The organism is Nocardia sp. NPDC050406 (assembly GCF_044459025.1).
Taxonomy (GTDB): Bacteria; Actinomycetota; Actinomycetes; order Mycobacteriales; family Mycobacteriaceae; genus Nocardia.
In genome coordinates, this window is record NZ_JBITIM010000003.1 from 991,499 (window position 1) to 1,009,430 (window position 17,932).

The 17,932-nt window shown below is 67.5% G+C and carries 17 protein-coding genes; 11 read left to right on the forward strand and 6 right to left on the reverse strand.

Going from position 1 to position 17,932, the window contains the following annotated elements:
* The first annotated feature begins 12 nt into the window (after positions 1-12).
* The 5 genes from ACIBH2_RS27985 (at position 13) to ACIBH2_RS28005 (ending at position 4,885) form a co-directional block, all read left to right on the forward strand.
* Positions 13-1,293: a glycosyltransferase family 4 protein gene (locus tag ACIBH2_RS27985; protein ID WP_397122673.1), complete on the forward strand. Its 1,281-nt coding sequence runs from the start codon at positions 13-15 to the stop codon at positions 1,291-1,293.
* Positions 1,287-2,018, forward strand: a complete 732-nt coding sequence (locus ACIBH2_RS27990) for a class I SAM-dependent methyltransferase (protein ID WP_397122675.1) — start codon at positions 1,287-1,289, stop codon at positions 2,016-2,018. The genes ACIBH2_RS27985 and ACIBH2_RS27990 overlap by 7 nt, the downstream gene beginning before the upstream one ends.
* Positions 2,005-3,075 carry a prenyltransferase gene (locus ACIBH2_RS27995; protein ID WP_397122677.1) on the forward strand — a complete coding sequence of 357 codons (1,071 nt, stop codon included), beginning with the start codon at positions 2,005-2,007 and terminating at the stop codon, positions 3,073-3,075. Before ACIBH2_RS27990 ends, ACIBH2_RS27995 begins: the two co-directional genes overlap by 14 nt.
* 143 nt (positions 3,076-3,218) lie before the next feature.
* The gene (locus ACIBH2_RS28000) at positions 3,219-3,974 is read left to right on the forward strand and encodes an LGFP repeat-containing protein (RefSeq protein ID WP_397122679.1); all 756 of its coding nucleotides are present in this window, start codon (positions 3,219-3,221) and stop codon (positions 3,972-3,974) included.
* A 197-nt stretch (positions 3,975-4,171) separates the two neighbouring features.
* Positions 4,172-4,885 carry a helix-turn-helix domain-containing protein gene (locus ACIBH2_RS28005; protein ID WP_397122681.1) on the forward strand — a complete coding sequence of 238 codons (714 nt, stop codon included), beginning with the start codon at positions 4,172-4,174 and terminating at the stop codon, positions 4,883-4,885.
* Here the strand turns inward: ACIBH2_RS28005 and ACIBH2_RS28010 are convergent.
* Positions 4,864-5,256, reverse strand: coding sequence for a VOC family protein (locus ACIBH2_RS28010; RefSeq protein WP_397122684.1), 393 nt, complete (start codon positions 5,254-5,256; stop codon positions 4,864-4,866). The two genes, ACIBH2_RS28005 and ACIBH2_RS28010, sit on opposite strands and share 22 nt — an antisense overlap.
* Positions 5,257-5,335: 79 nt before the next feature.
* Entirely contained in the window at positions 5,336-5,995 is a 660-nt protein-coding gene (locus tag ACIBH2_RS28015; RefSeq protein WP_397122686.1) for a class I SAM-dependent methyltransferase, read from the reverse strand.
* 136 nt (positions 5,996-6,131) lie between these two features.
* Between ACIBH2_RS28015 and ACIBH2_RS28020 the strand changes: the two genes are divergently transcribed.
* Positions 6,132-6,692, forward strand: a complete 561-nt coding sequence (locus tag ACIBH2_RS28020) for a TetR/AcrR family transcriptional regulator (protein WP_397123072.1) — start codon at positions 6,132-6,134, stop codon at positions 6,690-6,692.
* A 106-nt stretch (positions 6,693-6,798) separates the two neighbouring features.
* Positions 6,799-8,148 carry a cytochrome P450 gene (locus ACIBH2_RS28025; RefSeq protein WP_397122688.1) on the forward strand — a complete coding sequence of 450 codons (1,350 nt, stop codon included), beginning with the start codon at positions 6,799-6,801 and terminating at the stop codon, positions 8,146-8,148.
* A 53-nt stretch (positions 8,149-8,201) separates the two neighbouring features.
* Here the strand turns inward: ACIBH2_RS28025 and ACIBH2_RS28030 are convergent, their stop codons facing one another.
* The gene (locus ACIBH2_RS28030; RefSeq protein WP_397122690.1) at positions 8,202-8,690 is read right to left on the reverse strand and encodes a glutathione peroxidase; all 489 of its coding nucleotides are present in this window, start codon (positions 8,688-8,690) and stop codon (positions 8,202-8,204) included.
* A 21-nt stretch (positions 8,691-8,711) separates the two neighbouring features.
* On the reverse strand, positions 8,712-9,944 hold the full coding sequence (locus tag ACIBH2_RS28035; RefSeq protein ID WP_397122692.1) for a cytochrome P450: 1,233 nt from the start codon (positions 9,942-9,944) through the stop codon (positions 8,712-8,714).
* Positions 9,945-10,130: 186 nt separating this feature from the next.
* On the opposite strand from ACIBH2_RS28035, the gene ACIBH2_RS28040 reads away from it, so the two are divergent.
* Together ACIBH2_RS28040 and ACIBH2_RS28045 are read left to right on the forward strand one after the other, a co-directional pair.
* The gene (locus ACIBH2_RS28040) at positions 10,131-11,774 is read left to right on the forward strand and encodes a GMC family oxidoreductase (RefSeq protein WP_397122694.1); all 1,644 of its coding nucleotides are present in this window, start codon (positions 10,131-10,133) and stop codon (positions 11,772-11,774) included.
* 129 nt (positions 11,775-11,903) lie between these two features.
* A complete protein-coding gene (locus ACIBH2_RS28045; RefSeq protein ID WP_397122696.1) occupies positions 11,904-12,908 on the forward strand; it encodes a TIGR03617 family F420-dependent LLM class oxidoreductase in 1,005 nt (334 codons plus the stop codon).
* A gap of 2 nt (positions 12,909-12,910) precedes the next feature.
* Here ACIBH2_RS28045 and ACIBH2_RS28050 read toward each other — a convergent pair whose 3' ends face one another.
* Positions 12,911-14,545, reverse strand: a complete 1,635-nt coding sequence (locus ACIBH2_RS28050; RefSeq protein ID WP_397122698.1) for a PKD domain-containing protein — start codon at positions 14,543-14,545, stop codon at positions 12,911-12,913.
* 486 nt (positions 14,546-15,031) lie between these two features.
* On the opposite strand from ACIBH2_RS28050, the gene ACIBH2_RS28055 reads away from it, so the two are divergent.
* A complete protein-coding gene (locus ACIBH2_RS28055) occupies positions 15,032-15,529 on the forward strand; it encodes a hypothetical protein (protein ID WP_397122700.1) in 498 nt (165 codons plus the stop codon).
* Between the two features lie 542 nt (positions 15,530-16,071).
* Here the strand turns inward: ACIBH2_RS28055 and ACIBH2_RS28060 are convergent.
* A complete protein-coding gene (locus ACIBH2_RS28060; protein ID WP_397122702.1) occupies positions 16,072-16,674 on the reverse strand; it encodes a TetR/AcrR family transcriptional regulator in 603 nt (200 codons plus the stop codon).
* 140 nt (positions 16,675-16,814) lie between these two features.
* On the opposite strand from ACIBH2_RS28060, the gene ACIBH2_RS28065 reads away from it, so the two are divergent.
* Positions 16,815-17,930, forward strand: a complete 1,116-nt coding sequence (locus ACIBH2_RS28065; protein WP_397122704.1) for a hypothetical protein — start codon at positions 16,815-16,817, stop codon at positions 17,928-17,930.
* Positions 17,931-17,932: the final 2 nt, after the last annotated feature.

Here is a 17,932-nt window from a genome sequence, read left to right on the forward strand (position 1 = left end):
GGCCACACCGACGTGCGCATCGCTCTGCTGTCCTATCGCAGCAAAACCCACTGTGGCGGGCAGGGCGTGTACGTCCGGTACCTCAGCCAGGGCCTCGCGGATCTCGGACACCAGGTCGAGGTGTTCTCCGGCCAGCCCTATCCCGAATCGCTCGACCCCCGGGTGCGGCTCACCGAGGTGCCGAGCCTGGACCTGTACCGCGAACCCGACCCGTTCCGCACCCCGCATCCCCGCGAGATTCGCGACGGGATCGATCTGCTCGAGGTCGCCACCATGTGGACGGCCGGATTCCCGGAGCCGCGCACCTTCAGCCTGCGCGCCGCGCGGTTGTTGCGGGCGCGGGCGGCGGAATTCGATGTGGTGCACGACAATCAGTGCCTGGGCTCCGGACTGCTCGATATCGCGAGCCGACTGCCGCTGGTGGCGACCATCCACCACCCCATCACCCGCGATCGTGAAGTCGATCTCGCGGCCGCGCCCTGGCGACGAAAACCCTTCGTGCGCAGGTGGTACGGCTTCCTCGGCATGCAGATGCGGGTGGCACGACAGATTCCGGACCTGATCACGGTCTCCTCCTCCTCGGCCGCCGATATTCGTGCGGATTTCGGGGTGCAGCCGCAGCAGCTGCGCACCGTGCCGCTGGGGGTGGACACCGAGCTGTTCCGCCCGCGCGAGCAACCGCGTACGCGCGGGCGCATCGTCGCCGTCGCGAGCGCCGACAAACCTCTCAAGGGCATCGCGCACCTGCTGAAAGCGGTCGCGCGACTGCGCAACACCCAGGAACTGGAGCTGCGGCTGGTCGCCAAGCTGGAGCCGAACGGGCCGACCGAGAAGCTCATCGCCGAACTCGGCATCTCCGATATCGTCACGGCCGTCAGCGGACTCGACGATCTGGAGCTGGCGCGGCTGCTCAGCTCCGCCGAGATCGCCTGCATACCCTCCATGTACGAGGGCTTCTCGCTGCCCGCCGTGGAGGCCATGGCCAGCGGGACGCCGTTGGTGGCCAGCCGGGCCGGGGCGCTGCCCGAGGTGGTCGGCGACTGCGCGGAACTGGTCGAGCCCGGCAATGTCGACGACCTCACCCGAGTGCTCGGGCAGCTGCTCGACTCCCCCACCCGCCGCGCCGAACTGGGCGCGGCCGGGCGTCGCCGCGTGCTCGAGGTCTTCAGCTGGGAAGCCGTTGCCGCGCAGACGGTCTCCGTCTACGAGCAGGCCATTGCCCGGCACCTGTTCCGTCCCGCCATCGCGCCCGTCGGCGCGGCACCCACCCGCCAGGAGGCGCAGACATGCTGACCGTCGACTTCGATCGGCTGGGCATCCGGCCCGGCACCCGCGTCATCGATGTGGGCTGCGGAGCCGGTCGGCATTCGTTCGAGGCGTACCGGCGCGGCGCGGATATCGTCGCCTTCGACCAGAACGCCGACGACCTCGCCGACGTGGCGGTCATGTTCGAGGCCATGGCCGAGGCCGGGGAGGCCCCCGACTACGCCAAGGCCGAGACGGTGCGCGGCGACGCCCTCGATCTGCCCTACGGCGACGGGGAGTTCGACGTGGTCATCGCCTCGGAGATCCTCGAGCACATTCCCCGCGACGGTCAGGCCATCAACGAGCTGGTGCGGGTGCTGAAACCCGGTGGGGCGCTGGCGGTCACGGTGCCGCGCTGGCTGCCCGAGCGCATCTGCTGGGCGCTGTCGGACGAGTACCACGCCAACGAGGGCGGGCATGTGCGCATCTACCGCGCCGACGAGCTGCGCGACAAGATCACCTCGCGGGGCGTGCGGTACGTGCGCACCGAGCACGCGCACGCGCTGCACTCGCCGTACTGGTGGCTCAAGTGCGCGGTCGGCGTCACCAACGACAAGCATCCGCTGGTCGCGGCCTATCACCGAATGCTGGTGTGGGACATGATGTCCGCGCCGCGGCTGACCCGGGTCTCGGAGCAACTGCTCGATCCGCTGATCGGCAAGAGCGTGGCCCTGTACTTCTCGAAGCCCGCGGTGCGCCGTGGCGGACACTGAGCTACCGGCGGTGCCCGGTGTGCTGAGCGCGAAGGACTGCCTGCGCACCGCCGAAACCATCGCCGCCGCACAGGAATCCGATGGCGCGATCCCCTGGTTCACCGGGGGACACACCGATCCGTGGGACCATATCGAGAGTGCGATGGCGCTCACCGTCGCCGGACTGCGCGATCAGGCCCGCGCGGCGTACGCCTGGTCCGCCGCCACGCAGCGGCCGGACGGGTCCTGGCCCATGCAGTTTCGTGACGGCGCGGTGGAGAACGCCGACGCCGACACCAATTTCTGCGCCTACCTGGCCACCGGCGTGCTCCACTTCCTCACCAGCACGGGCGATTCCGCCTTCGCCCTCGACATGTGGCCCACGGTGCGGCGCGGCATCGACTTCGTGCTCGGGCTCCAGCGCGGACGCTACGGCGAAATCCATTGGTCCCTAGGAGAATCGGGCAGCTCCGGCGAGGCCCTGCTCACCGGCTGTTCGAGCATCTTCCACAGCCTGCGCTGCGCGCTCGCGCTCGCCGAGCACGTGGGCGATCCGCAGCCGGAGTGGGAGGTCGCGGCCATGCGCCTCGGCCACGCGCTGCGCGAACATCCCGAGGCGTTCCTCGACAAGAACCGCTATTCGATGGATTGGTACTACCCCATTCTCGGCGGGGCGGTGCGCGGTCGCGCCGGATACGTTCGAATCCATTCTCGCTGGGATGAATTCGTGGTCGGTGACCTCGGTATCCGGTGCGTCTCGGATCAGCCGTGGGTCACCGGCGCGGAGACCTGCGAGCTGGTGTTGGCGCTCGACGCGCTCGGCGACCAGGAACGCGCGCTGCGACTGTTCACGAATATGCAGCATCTACGCGAAACCGACGGGTCCTACTGGACCGGCTTGGTCTTCGCCGACGGCAAACGCTGGCCGGAGGAGCGCACCACCTGGACCGGGGCCGCCGTGATCCTGGCCGCCGACGCGCTCACCCGCGGCACACCGGCCAATGGGATCTTCCGGGACCTGTTGCCCGCTCCCCCGGTCACCGCTCATCTCACCTGCGAGTGCGTCGAGGTGACGTAGTTCATAGTTTGGGGTACGGACTGGGTAGGCAAGACATTCCGGGCAACTTCTCGAGGTGTCCGCTTTCCCACCTTGCCGACGTGGGCCCAGCCTTGCAGGATGGCGGGCGGTAGCTGTCCGAGCCGGGAAGTCCGAGGTAAGCCGTGAGTCCGCTGCGTCGCAAGAACAATTCGTCCCTGCGCGGCAGGAGCGCGCTCGCGCTGGCCCTCGCGGCCACCGCGGTGACGCTCACCGTGAACACCGCCGCCGCCCGCCCGATCGGGGCCTTCGAGGTGGGCGGGGCCATCGAGGCCGAGTACGACGCGGCCGGTGGCGGCGCGGTCTTCGGCGAGCCGAGCGGTCCCGAGCTGGACGCGGCGCGCGGGGGCAAGTACCAGGAGTTCGACCGCAACGCGTCGATCTACTGGAACCCGACCGATGGTGCGCACGCCGTCGCCGGATTCATTCGCGACAAGTGGCGCAACCTCGGCTCCGAGAGCGGCGTCCTGGGCTACCCGGTGACCCGCGAGGAGTCCACACCCGCGAACACGGGCCGGTTCAACCACTTCCAGAACGGCTCCATCTACTGGTCCGTCGGCGCGGGCGCGCACCAGATCGGCGGCGTCATCCGCGACAAGTGGGGCCAGGCCGGATGGGAAGGCAGCCCGCTCGGCTTCCCCATCAGCGACGAAGCCAAGACCAGCAAGGGCGAGGGTCGCTACAACATGTTCGAGGGCGGGGTCATCTACTGGTCCAAGGCGACCGGCGCGCACATCGTGTGGGGCGCGATTCGCGATCAGTGGGTCGCGGCGGGCGGCGAGAACGGCCGCTACGGGCTGCCCAAGGGCGACGAGTACGACTACGAGGGCGGCAAGGCCCAGGACTTCCAGGGCGGCAAGATCACCTGGCAGCCCGAGTAGGCGCTTCGGCGGAGGCTGCCTGGAGCGGTCCGACGGTCCTGACAGCCAGCCAGCCGTCCGGCGGATGGTGCCGGGTACGGGCCGCCAGATGGCGACCCACAGTGGTGCTCGGCGGAATGACGTGGTGCGGGGTCTGCTCGGCGATCGAGCTTGTCGGGCGGGAAGCGTAGCCTCGGGGCGTGGAGACTCACCCGCCCGTGAGCGCATATCGGGAGTGGCCGTCGACGCTGGTCGACGGGGCGGTGGTGTGGACTCGGACGGTGCTGGACGCCGATGAGCTGCCGGTGCTGCCCGACGGCTGTATGGACCTGCTGTGGATGGATGGGCGGTTGCGGGTGGCGGGGCCGGATACCCGAGCCGCGGCCGAGCCGCTCCGAATCGGTCAGCGGGTGACGGGTATTCGCTTCTCGCCGGGCGTCGCACCCACGCTGCTGGGGGTGCCCGCACACGAATTGCGGGATACCAGAGTCGAACTCGACGAGCTGTGGGCGTCGGCGTCGGCCCGAGAATCCGCGGAGTACGTCGAGGCGGCCGCGAATCCGCTGATCGGTCTGGAAAAGCTGGCGGCCCAGCGGCTCACCACGGCCGATCCCGTCGACCCGCTGCTGAGCTGGGTTGTCGCCCAACTGAATTCGGGCCGTTCGGTGACCGAGGTGGCGGAGTATTCCGGCCTCGGCGCGCGTCGGCTGCATCGAATGTCACTGGCGGCCTTCGGCTATGGGCCGAAGACCCTCGCACGAGTATTGCGGTTGCAGCGAGCCTTGGCTCTGAGCAGGGCGGGTACGCCCTTGGCGGAGACGGCCGCCCGCACCGGATACGCGGATCAGGCGCACCTGGCGCGGGACGTCCGTGAGTTCACCGGCATGCCGCTGCGCCGACTGCTGTCGGCTCAGGACTCCAAGGCGGCGTAGAGATCGACCCCGTTCCCGTCGGGGTCCTGGACGGTCGCGTACCGCTGCCCCCACGGGGCGTCGAAAGGTTTCAGCTCGCCGTGATAGCCCGCCGCGATGAGAGCGGAGAAGACCGCATCGACTTCGGCGGGAGATGCGCAGCCGAAGGCCAACCCGATCCGCCCGCTGCTCTCGGGTCGCTGCCACTCCGGATTGAACGAGCGAATAACGGCTTCGGTATCGAGCGCCAGCCGGAAACCACCCGGGAGTTGGGCCTCACAGTGCCCCCCGCCGACCGGCTCGCCGAATTCGACGCCGAGGCGGCGATAGAAGGTGAGAGTGGCGTCCAGATCGGAGACCACCAGTCCGATTACGTTGAGTTGAGGTGCCATATCTCGAAGCTAGATCCCGCCGGGTGGTCCGGTCTTGAAGAAATCGGACAGCTTTCGCGCTGAATCCACAAAGCCCGGGTCAGTTGCAGGCGGCGTTGCGCTGCAAGATGCGCAGCGAACCCGTGACCGAGAGCTCGCGGAACTTTCCGGAGTCGAGGGCGCGACGGTAGATGTGGTACGGCGCTTGCCCGCCGTCGGCGGGGTCGGGGAAGACGTCGTGGATGGCCAACAGCCCGCCGCCCGCCACCCAGTGCGCCCAATTGTCGAAATCGCGCTGCGCCGCTTCCTCGGTGTGGCCGCCGTCGACGAACAGCATGCGCAGCGGCGTGCGCCAGACGCTCGCGGCGGCGGACGAGGAGCCGACGATGCCGACCACGGTATCGGTGAGTCCCGCGCGAACCATGGTGCGACGGAAGGCCGTGACGGTGTCGAAGACGCCGGTCTCGGGGTCGACGAGCGAGGTGTCGTGGTACTCCCAGCCGGGCTGATGCTCCTCGGAACCGGAGTGGTGGTCGACGGTGAAGACGGTGGCCCCGGTCTCCCGGGCGGCCGCGCCGAGATAGACCGCGGATTTGCCGCAGTAGGTGCCGATTTCGAGAATCACCCCGTCACCCGCGTACGCGCGGGCCGCCTCGTAGAGGGCGCGACCCTCCTCCGGCGGCATGAATCCGGTGACTTGTTCGGCGAGTGCGAACAATTCGGTGGTGGCAGCGGAAATCGCCGTATCGGCATGAGTCATCTGAATATGCCCGCCTCATCGAAAACAGTTCTGTGGCATCCGTATTGATGTCCGGTGAACATCGACGAGTTGCCTGTGGAGCGCACCCATAGTAGCATCCGGACACGTGTCTGATTCCATTTCCGCCCGGCCTGTGGTGAACATGGAGGCTACCCGCCGCCGCCTCACCGAGAAGCAGGCCGACACCGTCGACAAGCTGACCCGGGCGGCCATGGAAGTGCTCTCGCGCGAGGGTTTCGCGGGGCTCACCGTGCGCATGGTGGCCGCGGCCGCCGGGGTCGGCACGGCCACCGCCTACACCTATTTCTCCTCCAAGGAGCACCTGGTCGCGGAGCTTTTCTGGCGGCGCTTGGCCGCCACCGCGCCGGAGGATTCCGACGCGGATCCGAGCACCCGGGTGATCGCGGTGCTGCGCCAGATCGCCATGCTGGTGGCCGATGAACCGGCGCTCGCCGGTGCCGTCACCAGCGCGCTGCTCGGCACCGATCCCGATGTGGCACATCTGCGTTTCCGCATCGGCAGCGAGATTCGCAAACGACTCATCGACGCCCTCGGATCCGAGGCCGACGAGGAAATCGTGGAGACCCTCGAATCGCTCTACGCCGGTGCGCTGGTGCGCGCCGGAATGGGCTATGCGTCCTATGCGCAAATCGCCGATCAGTTGGAAAAGTCCGCGCGCCACGTGCTGCCGAACTGACCCTTTCGAATTACGGCCGAATTCGGTGGGATCTCTTGCCGTGCAACAGCTTCCGTAGTACCGTCCAGACAGGTGTCCAACACCGGGACGGTGGGAGGTTTTTTCGATGACCCTGGTGCGACCACAGCAGGTCTCCGGCGGCGAACACGAGCACGGCCATCTCGAGGAGTTCCGCACCGACCCCATCGCACTCATGCGGCGGGTGCGCGCGGAGTGCGGCGATATCGGCTCCTTCCGGCTGGCCGACAAGGATGTGATCCTGCTGTCCGGCGCGCAGGCCAACGAGTTCTTCTTCCGCGCCAGCGACGACGAACTCGACCAGGCCGCGGCCTATCCCTTCATGAAGCCCATCTTCGGCGAGGGCGTGGTCTTCGACGCCCCGCCCGAGCGCCGCAAGGAGATGCTGCACAACTCCGCCCTGCGCGCCGAGCAGATGCGCGGACACGCCAGCACCATCGCCCACGAGGTGGACCGCATGCTGTCGCGGTGGGGCGACGAGGGCGAGATCGATCTGCTCGAATTCTTCGCCGAACTCACCATTTACACGTCCTCGGCCTGTCTCATCGGCGTGAAGTTCCGCAATGAGCTCGACGAGCGATTCGCGAAGCTGTACCACGAGCTCGAGCAGGGCACCGACGCCTACTGCTACGTCGACCCCTACGCGCCCATCGACAGCTTCCGCCGCCGTGACGAGGCGCGCCGTCAGCTGGTGAAGCTGGTGCGCCACATCATGGCCGGGCGTATCGCGAATCCCCCGCAGGGCAAAGAGGATCGGGACATGCTCGACGTGCTGGTCTCGGTGCGCGACGAGAAGGGCGATCCGCGCTTCTCGGCCAGCGAGGTCACCGGCATCTTCATCTCCATGATGTTCGCCGGGCACCATACGACCTCCGGCACCGCGGCCTGGACCATCATCGAACTGCTGCGCAATCCCGAGGTGTTGCACAGCGTCGTGGCCGAGCTCGATACGCTCTACGCCGACGGCCAGGACGTGAGTTTCCATGCCCTGCGCCAGATTCCACACCTGGAGGCGGTGCTCAAGGAGACGCTGCGGATGCATCCGCCGCTGATCATCCTCATGCGGGTCGCGCGCGAGGAGTTCGAGGTGTGCGGGCACGGTATCGCGCCGGGCGATCTGGTGGCCGCGACTCCCGCTGTCTCCAACCGGATTCCGGAGGACTTCCCGAATCCGGACCGCTTCGACCCGAGCCGCTATCTGGATCCGAACCAGGAGGATCTGGCCAACCGCTGGACCTGGATCCCCTTCGGGGCGGGCCGTCACCGCTGCGTCGGGGCGGCCTTCGCCCTCATGCAGCTGAAGGCGATCTTCTCGATTCTGTTGCGCGACTGGGAATTCGAACTCGCGCAACCATCGGACAGCTACCGCAACGACCATTCGAAGATGGTGGTGCAGCTCGAACAGCCCTGCGCCGTGCGCTATCGCCGCCGCCGCTGAGACGACCGTGCCCCCCTTCCGAACAGGAAGGGGGGCACTGCTTTTTCAGGTCGCTACAGCGCCGCTTCGATCGCGCCGGTGACGGCCGCGTCGGTGGGCTCGGTGCGGGGGCGGAAGCGGCCGAGCACCTTGCCGTCCCGGCCGATGAGGAACTTCTCGAAGTTCCACTGGATATCGCCCGCCGCGCCCTCGGCATCGGCGGTCTCGGTCAGCTCCGCGTAGAGCGGATGCCGCCCGTCGCCGTTCACCTCGAGCTTCTCGAGCAGCGGAAAGTCCACGCCGTAATTGCGCGCGCAGAACGTCTGGATTTCCTCGGCGGTGCCGGGCTCCTGGCCCATGAACTGGTTGCACGGCGCGCCGACCACGGTGAAACCGCGCGGACCGTAGGTCTGCTGCAGCTCCACCAGGCCCGCGTACTGCGGGGTGAGCCCGCACTTGGAGGCGACGTTCACCAGCAGCACCACCTTGTCCCCGGCCAGGTCGGCCAGGGTGGTGGGCTCGTCGGAGAGGGTGTGCACGGGAATCTCGCGAAGATCGGTCATGATCACCGATCCTAGAACGAGTTACCCGTAGCGCACCGGCCAGTGTTTGATGCCATTGATCCAGCCGGACCGCAAACGCGACGGCGGGGCCACCTCGGTGAGATTCGGCATCACGTCGGCGATCGCATTGAACATGAGGTCGATTTCCAGACGCGCCAGATTGGCTCCGACACAGAAATGCGTTCCGGTGCCGCCGAATCCGACGTGCGGATTCGGATCGCGCAGCACATCGAAGCGGAACGGATCGTCGAACCCGTCCTCGTCGAAATTGGCCGAGCTGTAGAACAATCCGACCCGCTGGCCCGCCAGAATCCGCTGTCCGCCGATTTCGGTATCGCGGGTCGCGGTGCGTTGGAACGCGGTCACCGGGGTGGCCCACCGCACGATTTCGTCGGGCGCGGTGCGCGGCCGCCGTTCCTTGTAGAGCTCCCACTGCTCGGGATTGTCGACGAAAGCCTTCATCCCGTGCGTAATGGCATTGCGTGTCGTCTCGTTGCCCGCCACCGCCAACAGGATGACGAAGAATCCGAATTCGTCGGAGCCCAGCGCCTCGCCGTCCACATCGGCATTGACGAGTTGGCTGACAATGTCGTCGACCGGACAGGAGCGCCGCTGTTCGGCCATGTTCCAGGCGTAGCCCAGGATCTCGGCCGATGCGGCGGTGGAGTCGCCGCCGTACTCGGGATCGTCGTAGTTGAGCGTCTCGTTGGTCCAGGCGAAGATTTTGTGCCGGTCTTCCTGGGGCACCCCGAGCAGCTCCGCGATGGCTTGCAGCGGCAACTCGCAGGCGACCTGTTCCACGAAATCACCGCCGCCGGTCTCCTTGGCGGCGGCCACTATTCGCTGCGCCCGCTCGGTGAGCGCGGCCCGCAATCCTTCTACGGCGCGGGGTGTGAATCCCTTCGAGACGATGCGGCGAACCTTGGTGTGTTTCGGCGGATCCATATTGATCAGCAAGGCATTGCGGGTCAGATCCACCTGCTCGGGCGTACTGTCGCCCGGGATGCGAATGATCGCGCCTTTGGCATTGGAGGAGAACACATCCGGATGCCGGGAGATCTCCTTGACGTCTTCGAGGCGGCTGATCACCCAATAGCCGCCGTCGTCGAATGGCGCCGCCTGTTCGGGTGTCTGCGCATTCCACCAGACCGGTGCGGTACGGCGCAGCGCGGCGAACTCTTCTACCGGACTTCGATCCGCCCAGAGCGTGGGATCGGTGAAATCGAAGCCGACCGGTATCGACGGAACAGTCATTGTTCCTCCTGGGCTGATCGCCCCAAAGATACGGAATTGAAACAGGTTCTACGAGAGATTCAACCATGGACACGTGTCTGGAACCAGTGCTTCGGCCGGTTGGATCTGGACAAGCACACCCCGCTGTGCTGAAACTAGAACTTGTTCTACAGTGATCGCAAGCACACTCGAGGATGAGGTAACAACATGACCGCTACGCCGCGCTCCGCGGACGCCGCAACCGAAGCCGATTACGTCGTCGTAGGCGCGGGTAGCGCCGGTGCAGTGGTGGCGGGCCGACTCGCCGAGCGCGGCGCGAGCGTGATCCTGCTGGAGGCGGGCCGCAAGGACAACACCCGCCTGGTCACCAGCCCCGGCATGATCACCATGGTGCACACCGTGCCGCAGCTGAAGCAGCGCGTGGTGTGGAAGCAGTACTCCACCCCGCAGAAGCACGCCAACGAGCGCCTCATCCCCATGACCCGGGGCAAGGTGCTGGGCGGTTCCAGCTCGGTCAACGGCATGCTCTTCGTGCGCGGCAATCGCGCCAACTACGACTCCTGGGCCGCCGAGGGCAACAAGGGCTGGAGCTACGAGGATGTGCTGCCCGCCTACAAGCGGCTGGAGAACTGGCAGGACGGCGCCTCCGACCTGCGCGGCGCGGGCGGACCCATCGAGGTCACCCGGCAGCAGGACCTGACCCCGATCACCCAGGAGTTCATGGTCGCCGCGTCCGAGACGCTCGGCACGCCGATCATCGAGGACTACAACGGTGAATCGCAGGAAGGCATCTCGATCTTCCAGCAGAGCGTGCGCAACGGCATTCGCTACAGCTCCTCGCGCGGCTTCATCACCGACCGGCCGAACCCGAACCTGACCGTCGTCACGCACGCGCACGTCACCCGCGTGGTCATCGAGAACGGCCGCGCCACCGGCGTCGAGGTCGCCGACAAGAAGGGCGCGCGCCGCGTCATTCGCGCCGCCAAGGAGGTCGTGGTCTCCGGCGGCGTGGTCGGCTCGCCGCAGATCCTCATGCTCTCGGGCATCGGCCCGGCCGCGCAGCTGCGCGAGCACGGCATCACCGTGCACGCCGATCTGCCGGTGGGCCAGAACCTGCACGACCACCTGTTCGTGCCGATGACCTACATCTCCAAGAAGGCCATCCACCGCGGCATCCCGACCTACTTCGCGCGCGGCATCATGCGCGAGCTGCGCAATCCGGGCAGCTCGTGGATGGGCCGGACGGTGTTCGAGGCGTGCGGCTTCGTCAAGACCAAGTTCGCCGAGGGCGACTACCCCGATATGCAGATCCACACCCTGCCGTGGTCGTACCCGATCCCGAACCAGGACGAGGACAAGCTGCACATGGTGGACCGGCGGCCGGGCTTCACCATCTTCCCGAGCCTCATCTACCCGAAGAGCCGCGGCGAACTGCGGCTGGCCTCGGCCGATCCCTACGCCTCGCCGCTCATCGACCCGGGCTACCTGACCGATCCGCGCGATACCGAATTCCTCATCGAGGGCATCCGGATGATTCGGGAGGTCATGGCGCACAAGAGCATTGCCGGTGATGTCACCGAAGAGCTCGCGCCCGGACCGGATCTCATGGACGAGACCGCACTGCGCCGCGAACTGCCCAACCGCGTGCACTCCATCTACCACCCGGTCGGCACCTGCCGCATGGGCGTGGACGAGCGCGCGGTGGTGGATCCGACACTGAAGGTCAACGGCATCGAGGGCCTGCGCGTCGCCGACGCGTCGATCATGCCCAGCATCACCGGCGGCAACACCAACGCGCCGAGCTACATGATCGGCGAGAAGGCCGCGGAGTTCATCACCGCGGATATGTGACTGGCGGTACCGCCGGGTTGCTTCCCTGCCCCGGCGGTACCTCGGCCGCCCCTCCCAGCGCTCATCGCACCCCCTCCGCGGCGCTGGGAGGGGTGCGTTCTCATCCCCTCGACGCGTGAGGAGTCGGCGGTGCGCCTACCGATCGACGTATGGCTCGACGGACCCGCGACCGAGGCGGGTGCGCGGGCGGCGCGGCTGCGCGCGCTCGGGGTGGACGGGGTGTTCACCTTCGAAGGTCCGCACGATGTGTTCTTCCCGCTGGTCGCCGCCAGTCGGGAGCCGGATATCGCGCTCATGACGAATGTCGCGATGGCGTTCCCGCGCAGCCCGATTCACCTCGCGCACGCGGCCTACGATCTACAGCTGTTGTCGGGCGGGCGATTTCGGCTCGGCCTGGGCAGTCAGATCCAGGCCCATATCGAGAAGCGGTACGGGTCCACCTGGTCGCGGCCGGTGGAGCGCATGGGCGACACCGTGCTGGCGGTCAAGGCCATTCTGCACGCCTGGCAGACCGGGGAGCGGCTCGAGCACCGCGGACCGTTCTGGACGCACACGCTCATGCCGCCGCAGTTCAACCCTGGGCCGAATCCCTTTGGGGTGCCGCCGATTCTGATAGGCGCGCTGGGACCGCGCATGACCGAGATGGCGGCGCGGGTCGCCGACGGCGTACTCGTCATGCCGTTCAACAGCGCCCGACACTACCGGGAGCGGACGCTTCCGGCGGTGGGCAGGGGACTCGGCGGTTCCGACCGCCCCTTCGAGATCATCGCCGAAGCCATTGTGGCCATGGGTGTCTCGGATCGCGAGATCGAGGCCGCACGCCAGGCGGTGCGGCACCTGCTGGCGTTCTACGGCTCCACCCCGGCCTACCGCCCGGTCATGGAGGTGGAGGGCTGGGCGGATCTGCAACCGGAGCTGAACCTGCTGTCCAAGCAGGGCCGCTGGACGGAGATGGCGGCGCTCGTCGATGACACCATGGTGGACACCATCACCGTGAGCGGCACGCCCGCCGATTGCGCGGCGGGCATTCGAGATCGATTCGGAGACACGGCATCCCGGGTGTGCTGCTACTTCCCGGGCTATCCGGTCTCCGACGAGGCGATCGCGGAACTGGCCGCCGCGCTGCACGATTGAACTCAGCCGACCACGATGGGCTGACGCGCCTCGTACATGCTGCGGTTGCCCTGGATATCGGTGACGACCAGCCGGGGCAGGCTCGGCCCGCGCCCGGTGTAGGTGTGCGAGACGTTCGGCGCGGTGGTGGTGACGTGGATACCGTCGCCGAAGTACCAGTCGTATTGGCGCACCGCCCCACCCGCGGGAGCCGCGTCGAAGTGCACCGTCACCCCGACCGGGCCGGATTCGTGTGAGGCCGTGAACCCGTCACCGGCGGGTCCGCCACCGCCGAACCATTCGCGCATGCGCGGATTCAGCAGGAAGGCGTCGGCGTACTGGCGCGCGCCCTCGGCATCGGGGTGCCCGACGGCGGGTGTGCGACACAGCAGCGGCAGGCTGTCGGCCTCCGGGCAGGCCAGGGCACGCAGTGAGATCGCCTCGTCGCCAAAGGGATTCATGGCCGGTCGACGCGTGACGCCCACGGGTCCGTCCTGTGCGAACAGGCCGTCGGCGGCCACCGCGTACTCCTCTCCGGCGGCGGCATTGGCCGCGGCGGCGGCCTGGCGGAAGGTGTCGGCGGACAGGCGGACGAACTCGGCCCAGCGGGCGACACCGTCGGGCAGATGGTCGGCGTGCCCGCCGTGGAAGTAGTTGGATACCAGGACCTTCGGCGCTCCCGGCAGCGTGTGCGCCTTCTCGATGGCCTCGCGCATGCCGCGACCGCCGTAGCCGAGCTTCGCACCGCTGAAGTAGGGCACACCCGCGGCCGGATTCACCGAATCCGCACCCGTGCCGCCACATTCACGCCGCACGGCGGCGGCGAGGTCGGTACTGCCGGGCGTGACGCCGATCGGGATGCCGAAGAACGGATCGAGATCGTTGACGCAGCCGTCGACGAGCACCAGGTCTATCCGGTACCCGCCCGTACTCGCCTCGGCGGCGGCTTTCTCCAACTGGCAGAACACATCCGGCATACGGTCGGCGATCTCGACGATCTCCACGTCGGTGCTGCCGTAGCCGTCCTGCGGGTAGTGCTGGGTGAGGCAGGAGCCGTCGTCGTTGCCCGCGGGCAGGGTGGGGGCGTCGAGCACCGCGCCGGAGAAGGAGTAGTCGTGCAGCTCCACGCCGCGACCGGTGCGCTCGCCCAGGGCCTGCGCGGTCAGGTGCGCGAACTTGCGCTCCAGGTCCAGCACCTGGCCCCACAGCATGGAGTCGCCTACCGAAACCACATGCAGCGGACCGCAATCGCGCACCGGATGCACCGGCCACGGAACGCCGAACCCGGTGGCGGTGCCGCCGGGAATCAGGGCGCGGGCGTCCACGCGCAGGATGCCGTCCGCGGGCAGCTCGTGCCGGTCGATCTCGAAGGGAATGGTGAGCAGGTCTTCGGTCATGGTCGCGACGCCCGAGCGCAACGCCTCGTCGCCGGAGAGGATGCGCCATTCGATATCGGCTCGCAACGGCACACCCGGCGGGAAGTGCACCGCCGCGGTGCCCTGGAGCGGTCCGTCGCACAGGCTACCCGGAACGGTGCTGACATCGATGACCTGCGGAGAGTCGGTGATCACCTCCCCCGCGGCCGGTGCGGTTCCGGCCGTGACGGCCAGTACCGGTACGGCCAGCGGCAGCCACCATCGGGCACAGCACGACTTCATTGCTCCTCCTCGAATGGGACATGGGTGTGAAAGGGCTTCGGCCACATGTGAAATGCGACCGATGCCGAATAGGAAGGGTGCCGAGCGAATTCGCGGCGGACGATACCCAATGAATGGCGAATATTTCGCTATCGGAAGACACACGCCGCGCGAGGGTCGCCGACACGCCGCGACTCGCCGTACAACAGGTTTGCGCGCCACGCCGAAAGCGGTTGGTGATACCTCTTCTACCAGTGCCTCTGCTACACAGATGACATGTCTGCGAGAAATCTGAAGCTCGCCAACCTCACCTCCGCCCCGGATCGTGCGGGTGTGACTCTTCCTTGATCCGCAACTCATCAGCTACGAGACAGAGTCCGAAAGGATGCTGTTCTCAGCGACTTTCACACTTGCAAGATCTTGTTAAGGGCCCGCCAAGCGCCGCACCGCATTGTTTGTCTCGACACCGGATCACCCCGGAACCACCGGAACCGAAAGAGACACACGATGATCGCGAAACTGACCGCTGGCATCGCCCTCACCGCCGCGACCGCCGCCCTCACGCTCGCGGCCACCGGCACCGCCGCCGCCGAGACCTACGGCTCGCCAGGCAATGCCGTGGTCGCCTCGGCCACCTGCACCCACTCCGACGACACCATCGAGATCACGATGGATTCGCCGAAGATCTTCGCCCAGGCGGGCTACCAGCCGGGCGAGCACCAGCAGGTGCGCTACCGCACGGTCGTCTACGACGCGGCGCAGAACACCATCGCGGCCGTCACCGAGTACTCCTCGGGCAAGGCCACCGCCACCGAGGCGGCCGATGTCGACGACACCAAGCTCAAAGTGGTGCGCAGTGACCCCAACGGCTACCGCGTGATCCAGCAGATCGAATGGCTCTCGCCCGATCAGGAGAACCCGATCGCCGCCGTCGACCTGGATGCCACCGGATACCAGATCAAGGACGGCCGCACCCTGCTCGGCACGTTCGCGGTCTGCAAGTAGACCACCACCGGGGGTGGAACGCCGGGGCTCGACCCGTCCACGAGGGGTGTCGGGTCGAGCCCGGGCAACGACCCGGTCCTGTCGCGAAGGGGGCGGCAGGGCCGACCAGCCACCACGATCCGCCGGACCCGTCCACGAGGGGTGTCGGGCCCGGCGGATCGGGTGTGAATCCCGTCGGACTCGGCTACGGGGAGTACCGAGTCCGACGGAGGGGGGGTACGAAGACCGCCGCGCGCGTCCTGGGGAGGAGCCGGGTGCGGCGGTCGGGTGGGAGTCTCGCTGGACCGTGTCACGGGGAGGTGACCGGTCCGGCGAGACGGGGGTAATCGGGGGGACCGAAGACGGAGCCCGTCGGATCACCGATCCGGCGGGCTCCGTCGTGTATCACGATCCGGTCGCCGACCGATCTTGTAGGTAATAGCGTGGTCCGCCGCCCACACCTCGGCGCATCATGGAGACAAGTGCGGCAAGAGGATTGGGAGCGACATGGAAACCGTGGTCGTCTTCGTATTGGCCTGCCTGATCTATTGGTGGGGCCTGCTTTAACGAGTCGGGGCGGACGCCACCGCGAGGAGTGCGTCCGCTATCTGTCGACAGAACGCGTCGGCATCCTCGGCACCGTGGGTGAGGGCGCGGATGAGTGTTGCGCCACGCAGGCATTCGAAGACCGCGTCGACATCGCAACCGGGTGCGGCCTGTCCCTCGGCCGCCGCGTTGGCGAGCAGCTCGCGCAGCGCGGCGCGGGTCGGCTGTTCACCGCGGTCGAGCAGCCGCCGATAGCTCTCGCGGTCGTCGTGATAGGCGGCGAGCAGACCCGGAATGGCCGAGCGCGCCGCGGGATGCGCGGCCGCGGTGAGGAACAGCCGGGTCCAGGCGAGCAGATCGGCGCGCAGATCGCCGGTCGGCACCGGGTGATTTCCGGTGTCGAGGGCGAAGATCGCGTCCTCGATCAGGGCCCGCTTACTCGGCCAGCGTCGGTAGATCGACGTGGTGACCACCCCCGCCCGGCGCGCCACCGCCGCGATGGTCGTCGCCTCGTAACCCTCGCTGACCAGTAGTTCCTGGGCGGCCGCCAGCACCTGGGCATCCAGTTGCGGGTCGCGGGGACGGCCCGGGCCGGAGCGGGTGCCTGCGGGTGCGGTCACGGGATCCTCCATGGGCGTCGAACACGGGCGTCGAAAAAATTATCCGAATCAGGGTATCCCCGCGTCCTCTTTGGAATACGCTACGCCTCGTATTCTAATTCAGGCGGTCCGACCGCCGTGCTCCACGAGAGGTACCAGCCATGCTGACCCCCCAGGACGAACTGCTCTGCCATCAGCTCCCCACCACGTTCGACCACGTGTTGCAGAGCGACCTGCGCTGGACCGAGCGAATCGTCATGTACGGCTTCGACACCAGCGGTTCGGTGAACGTCATGACCGGTATGGCGCGCTACCCCAACCGCAATGTCATGGACGCCTACGCCATGGTCACCGTGGACGGCAGCAAGGCGCACGTGGTGCGGCTGTCCCGCGAAATCTCCGGCCGCTACGACGGACTGGGCTCCTGGCAGGTCGGGCCCTACCGATACGAGGTCGTCGAACCGCTGCGCAAGGTGCGCGCCACCCTCGGCGACAACGACCACGGCCTGCGCCTGCAACTCGACTTCGACGCCGAATTCCCGGCCTACGAACAGGAACCCGCGTTCTTCCGCAGTCGAGGGCGCGTGCGCGAGGACGCCCGGCGGTACTACCAGAACGGCCGCATCTCCGGCTGGCTCGAGGTGGAGGGCGAACGCATCGACATCGACCCCGACACCTGGTGGTTCGGGCGCGACCACTCCTGGGGCACCCGGCACGGCGGTGGCGGCGGCAGCCTGTCGGAGGGTGAGGGCTTGCAGCCCTCCGATATCCCCGACGGCGTCCTGTACTTCATGGGCATCTTCCAATTCGAGGACGAGCTGGTGCATTTCGCGCAGCGCGAGACCGCCGACGGGCAGCGCTGGCATTTCGAGGGCACGGTGGTGCCGCGCATCGATTCGGGCGCGCCGCCGATGCCCATCGTCTCGGTGGAGCACGATCTCCAGTTCCGTGAGGATTTCCGGATCGTGCGGGGCGGCACGTTCCATACCGTCGGGGCCGACGGCAGCACACGGGATTTCGCCATCACGCCGATCAACGACTTCTGGCCCGGGCTGGCCGGTTACGACATGTACCGGGGTTACGCGTCGGGCCTGTGGAAGGGGCCGCGGTACAGCGACGGCTTCACGGTGAACCTGTCCGACACCGACGAACTGCGACAGGTGAGCATGCTCAGCGAGACGCTGTGCCGGGTCGAGCACAATGGCAAGGTCGGCCACGGCCTGGTCGAAATGGTGTTCATGGGCCGCAACGAGCGCTACGGCTACGCGGGGTACTGAGC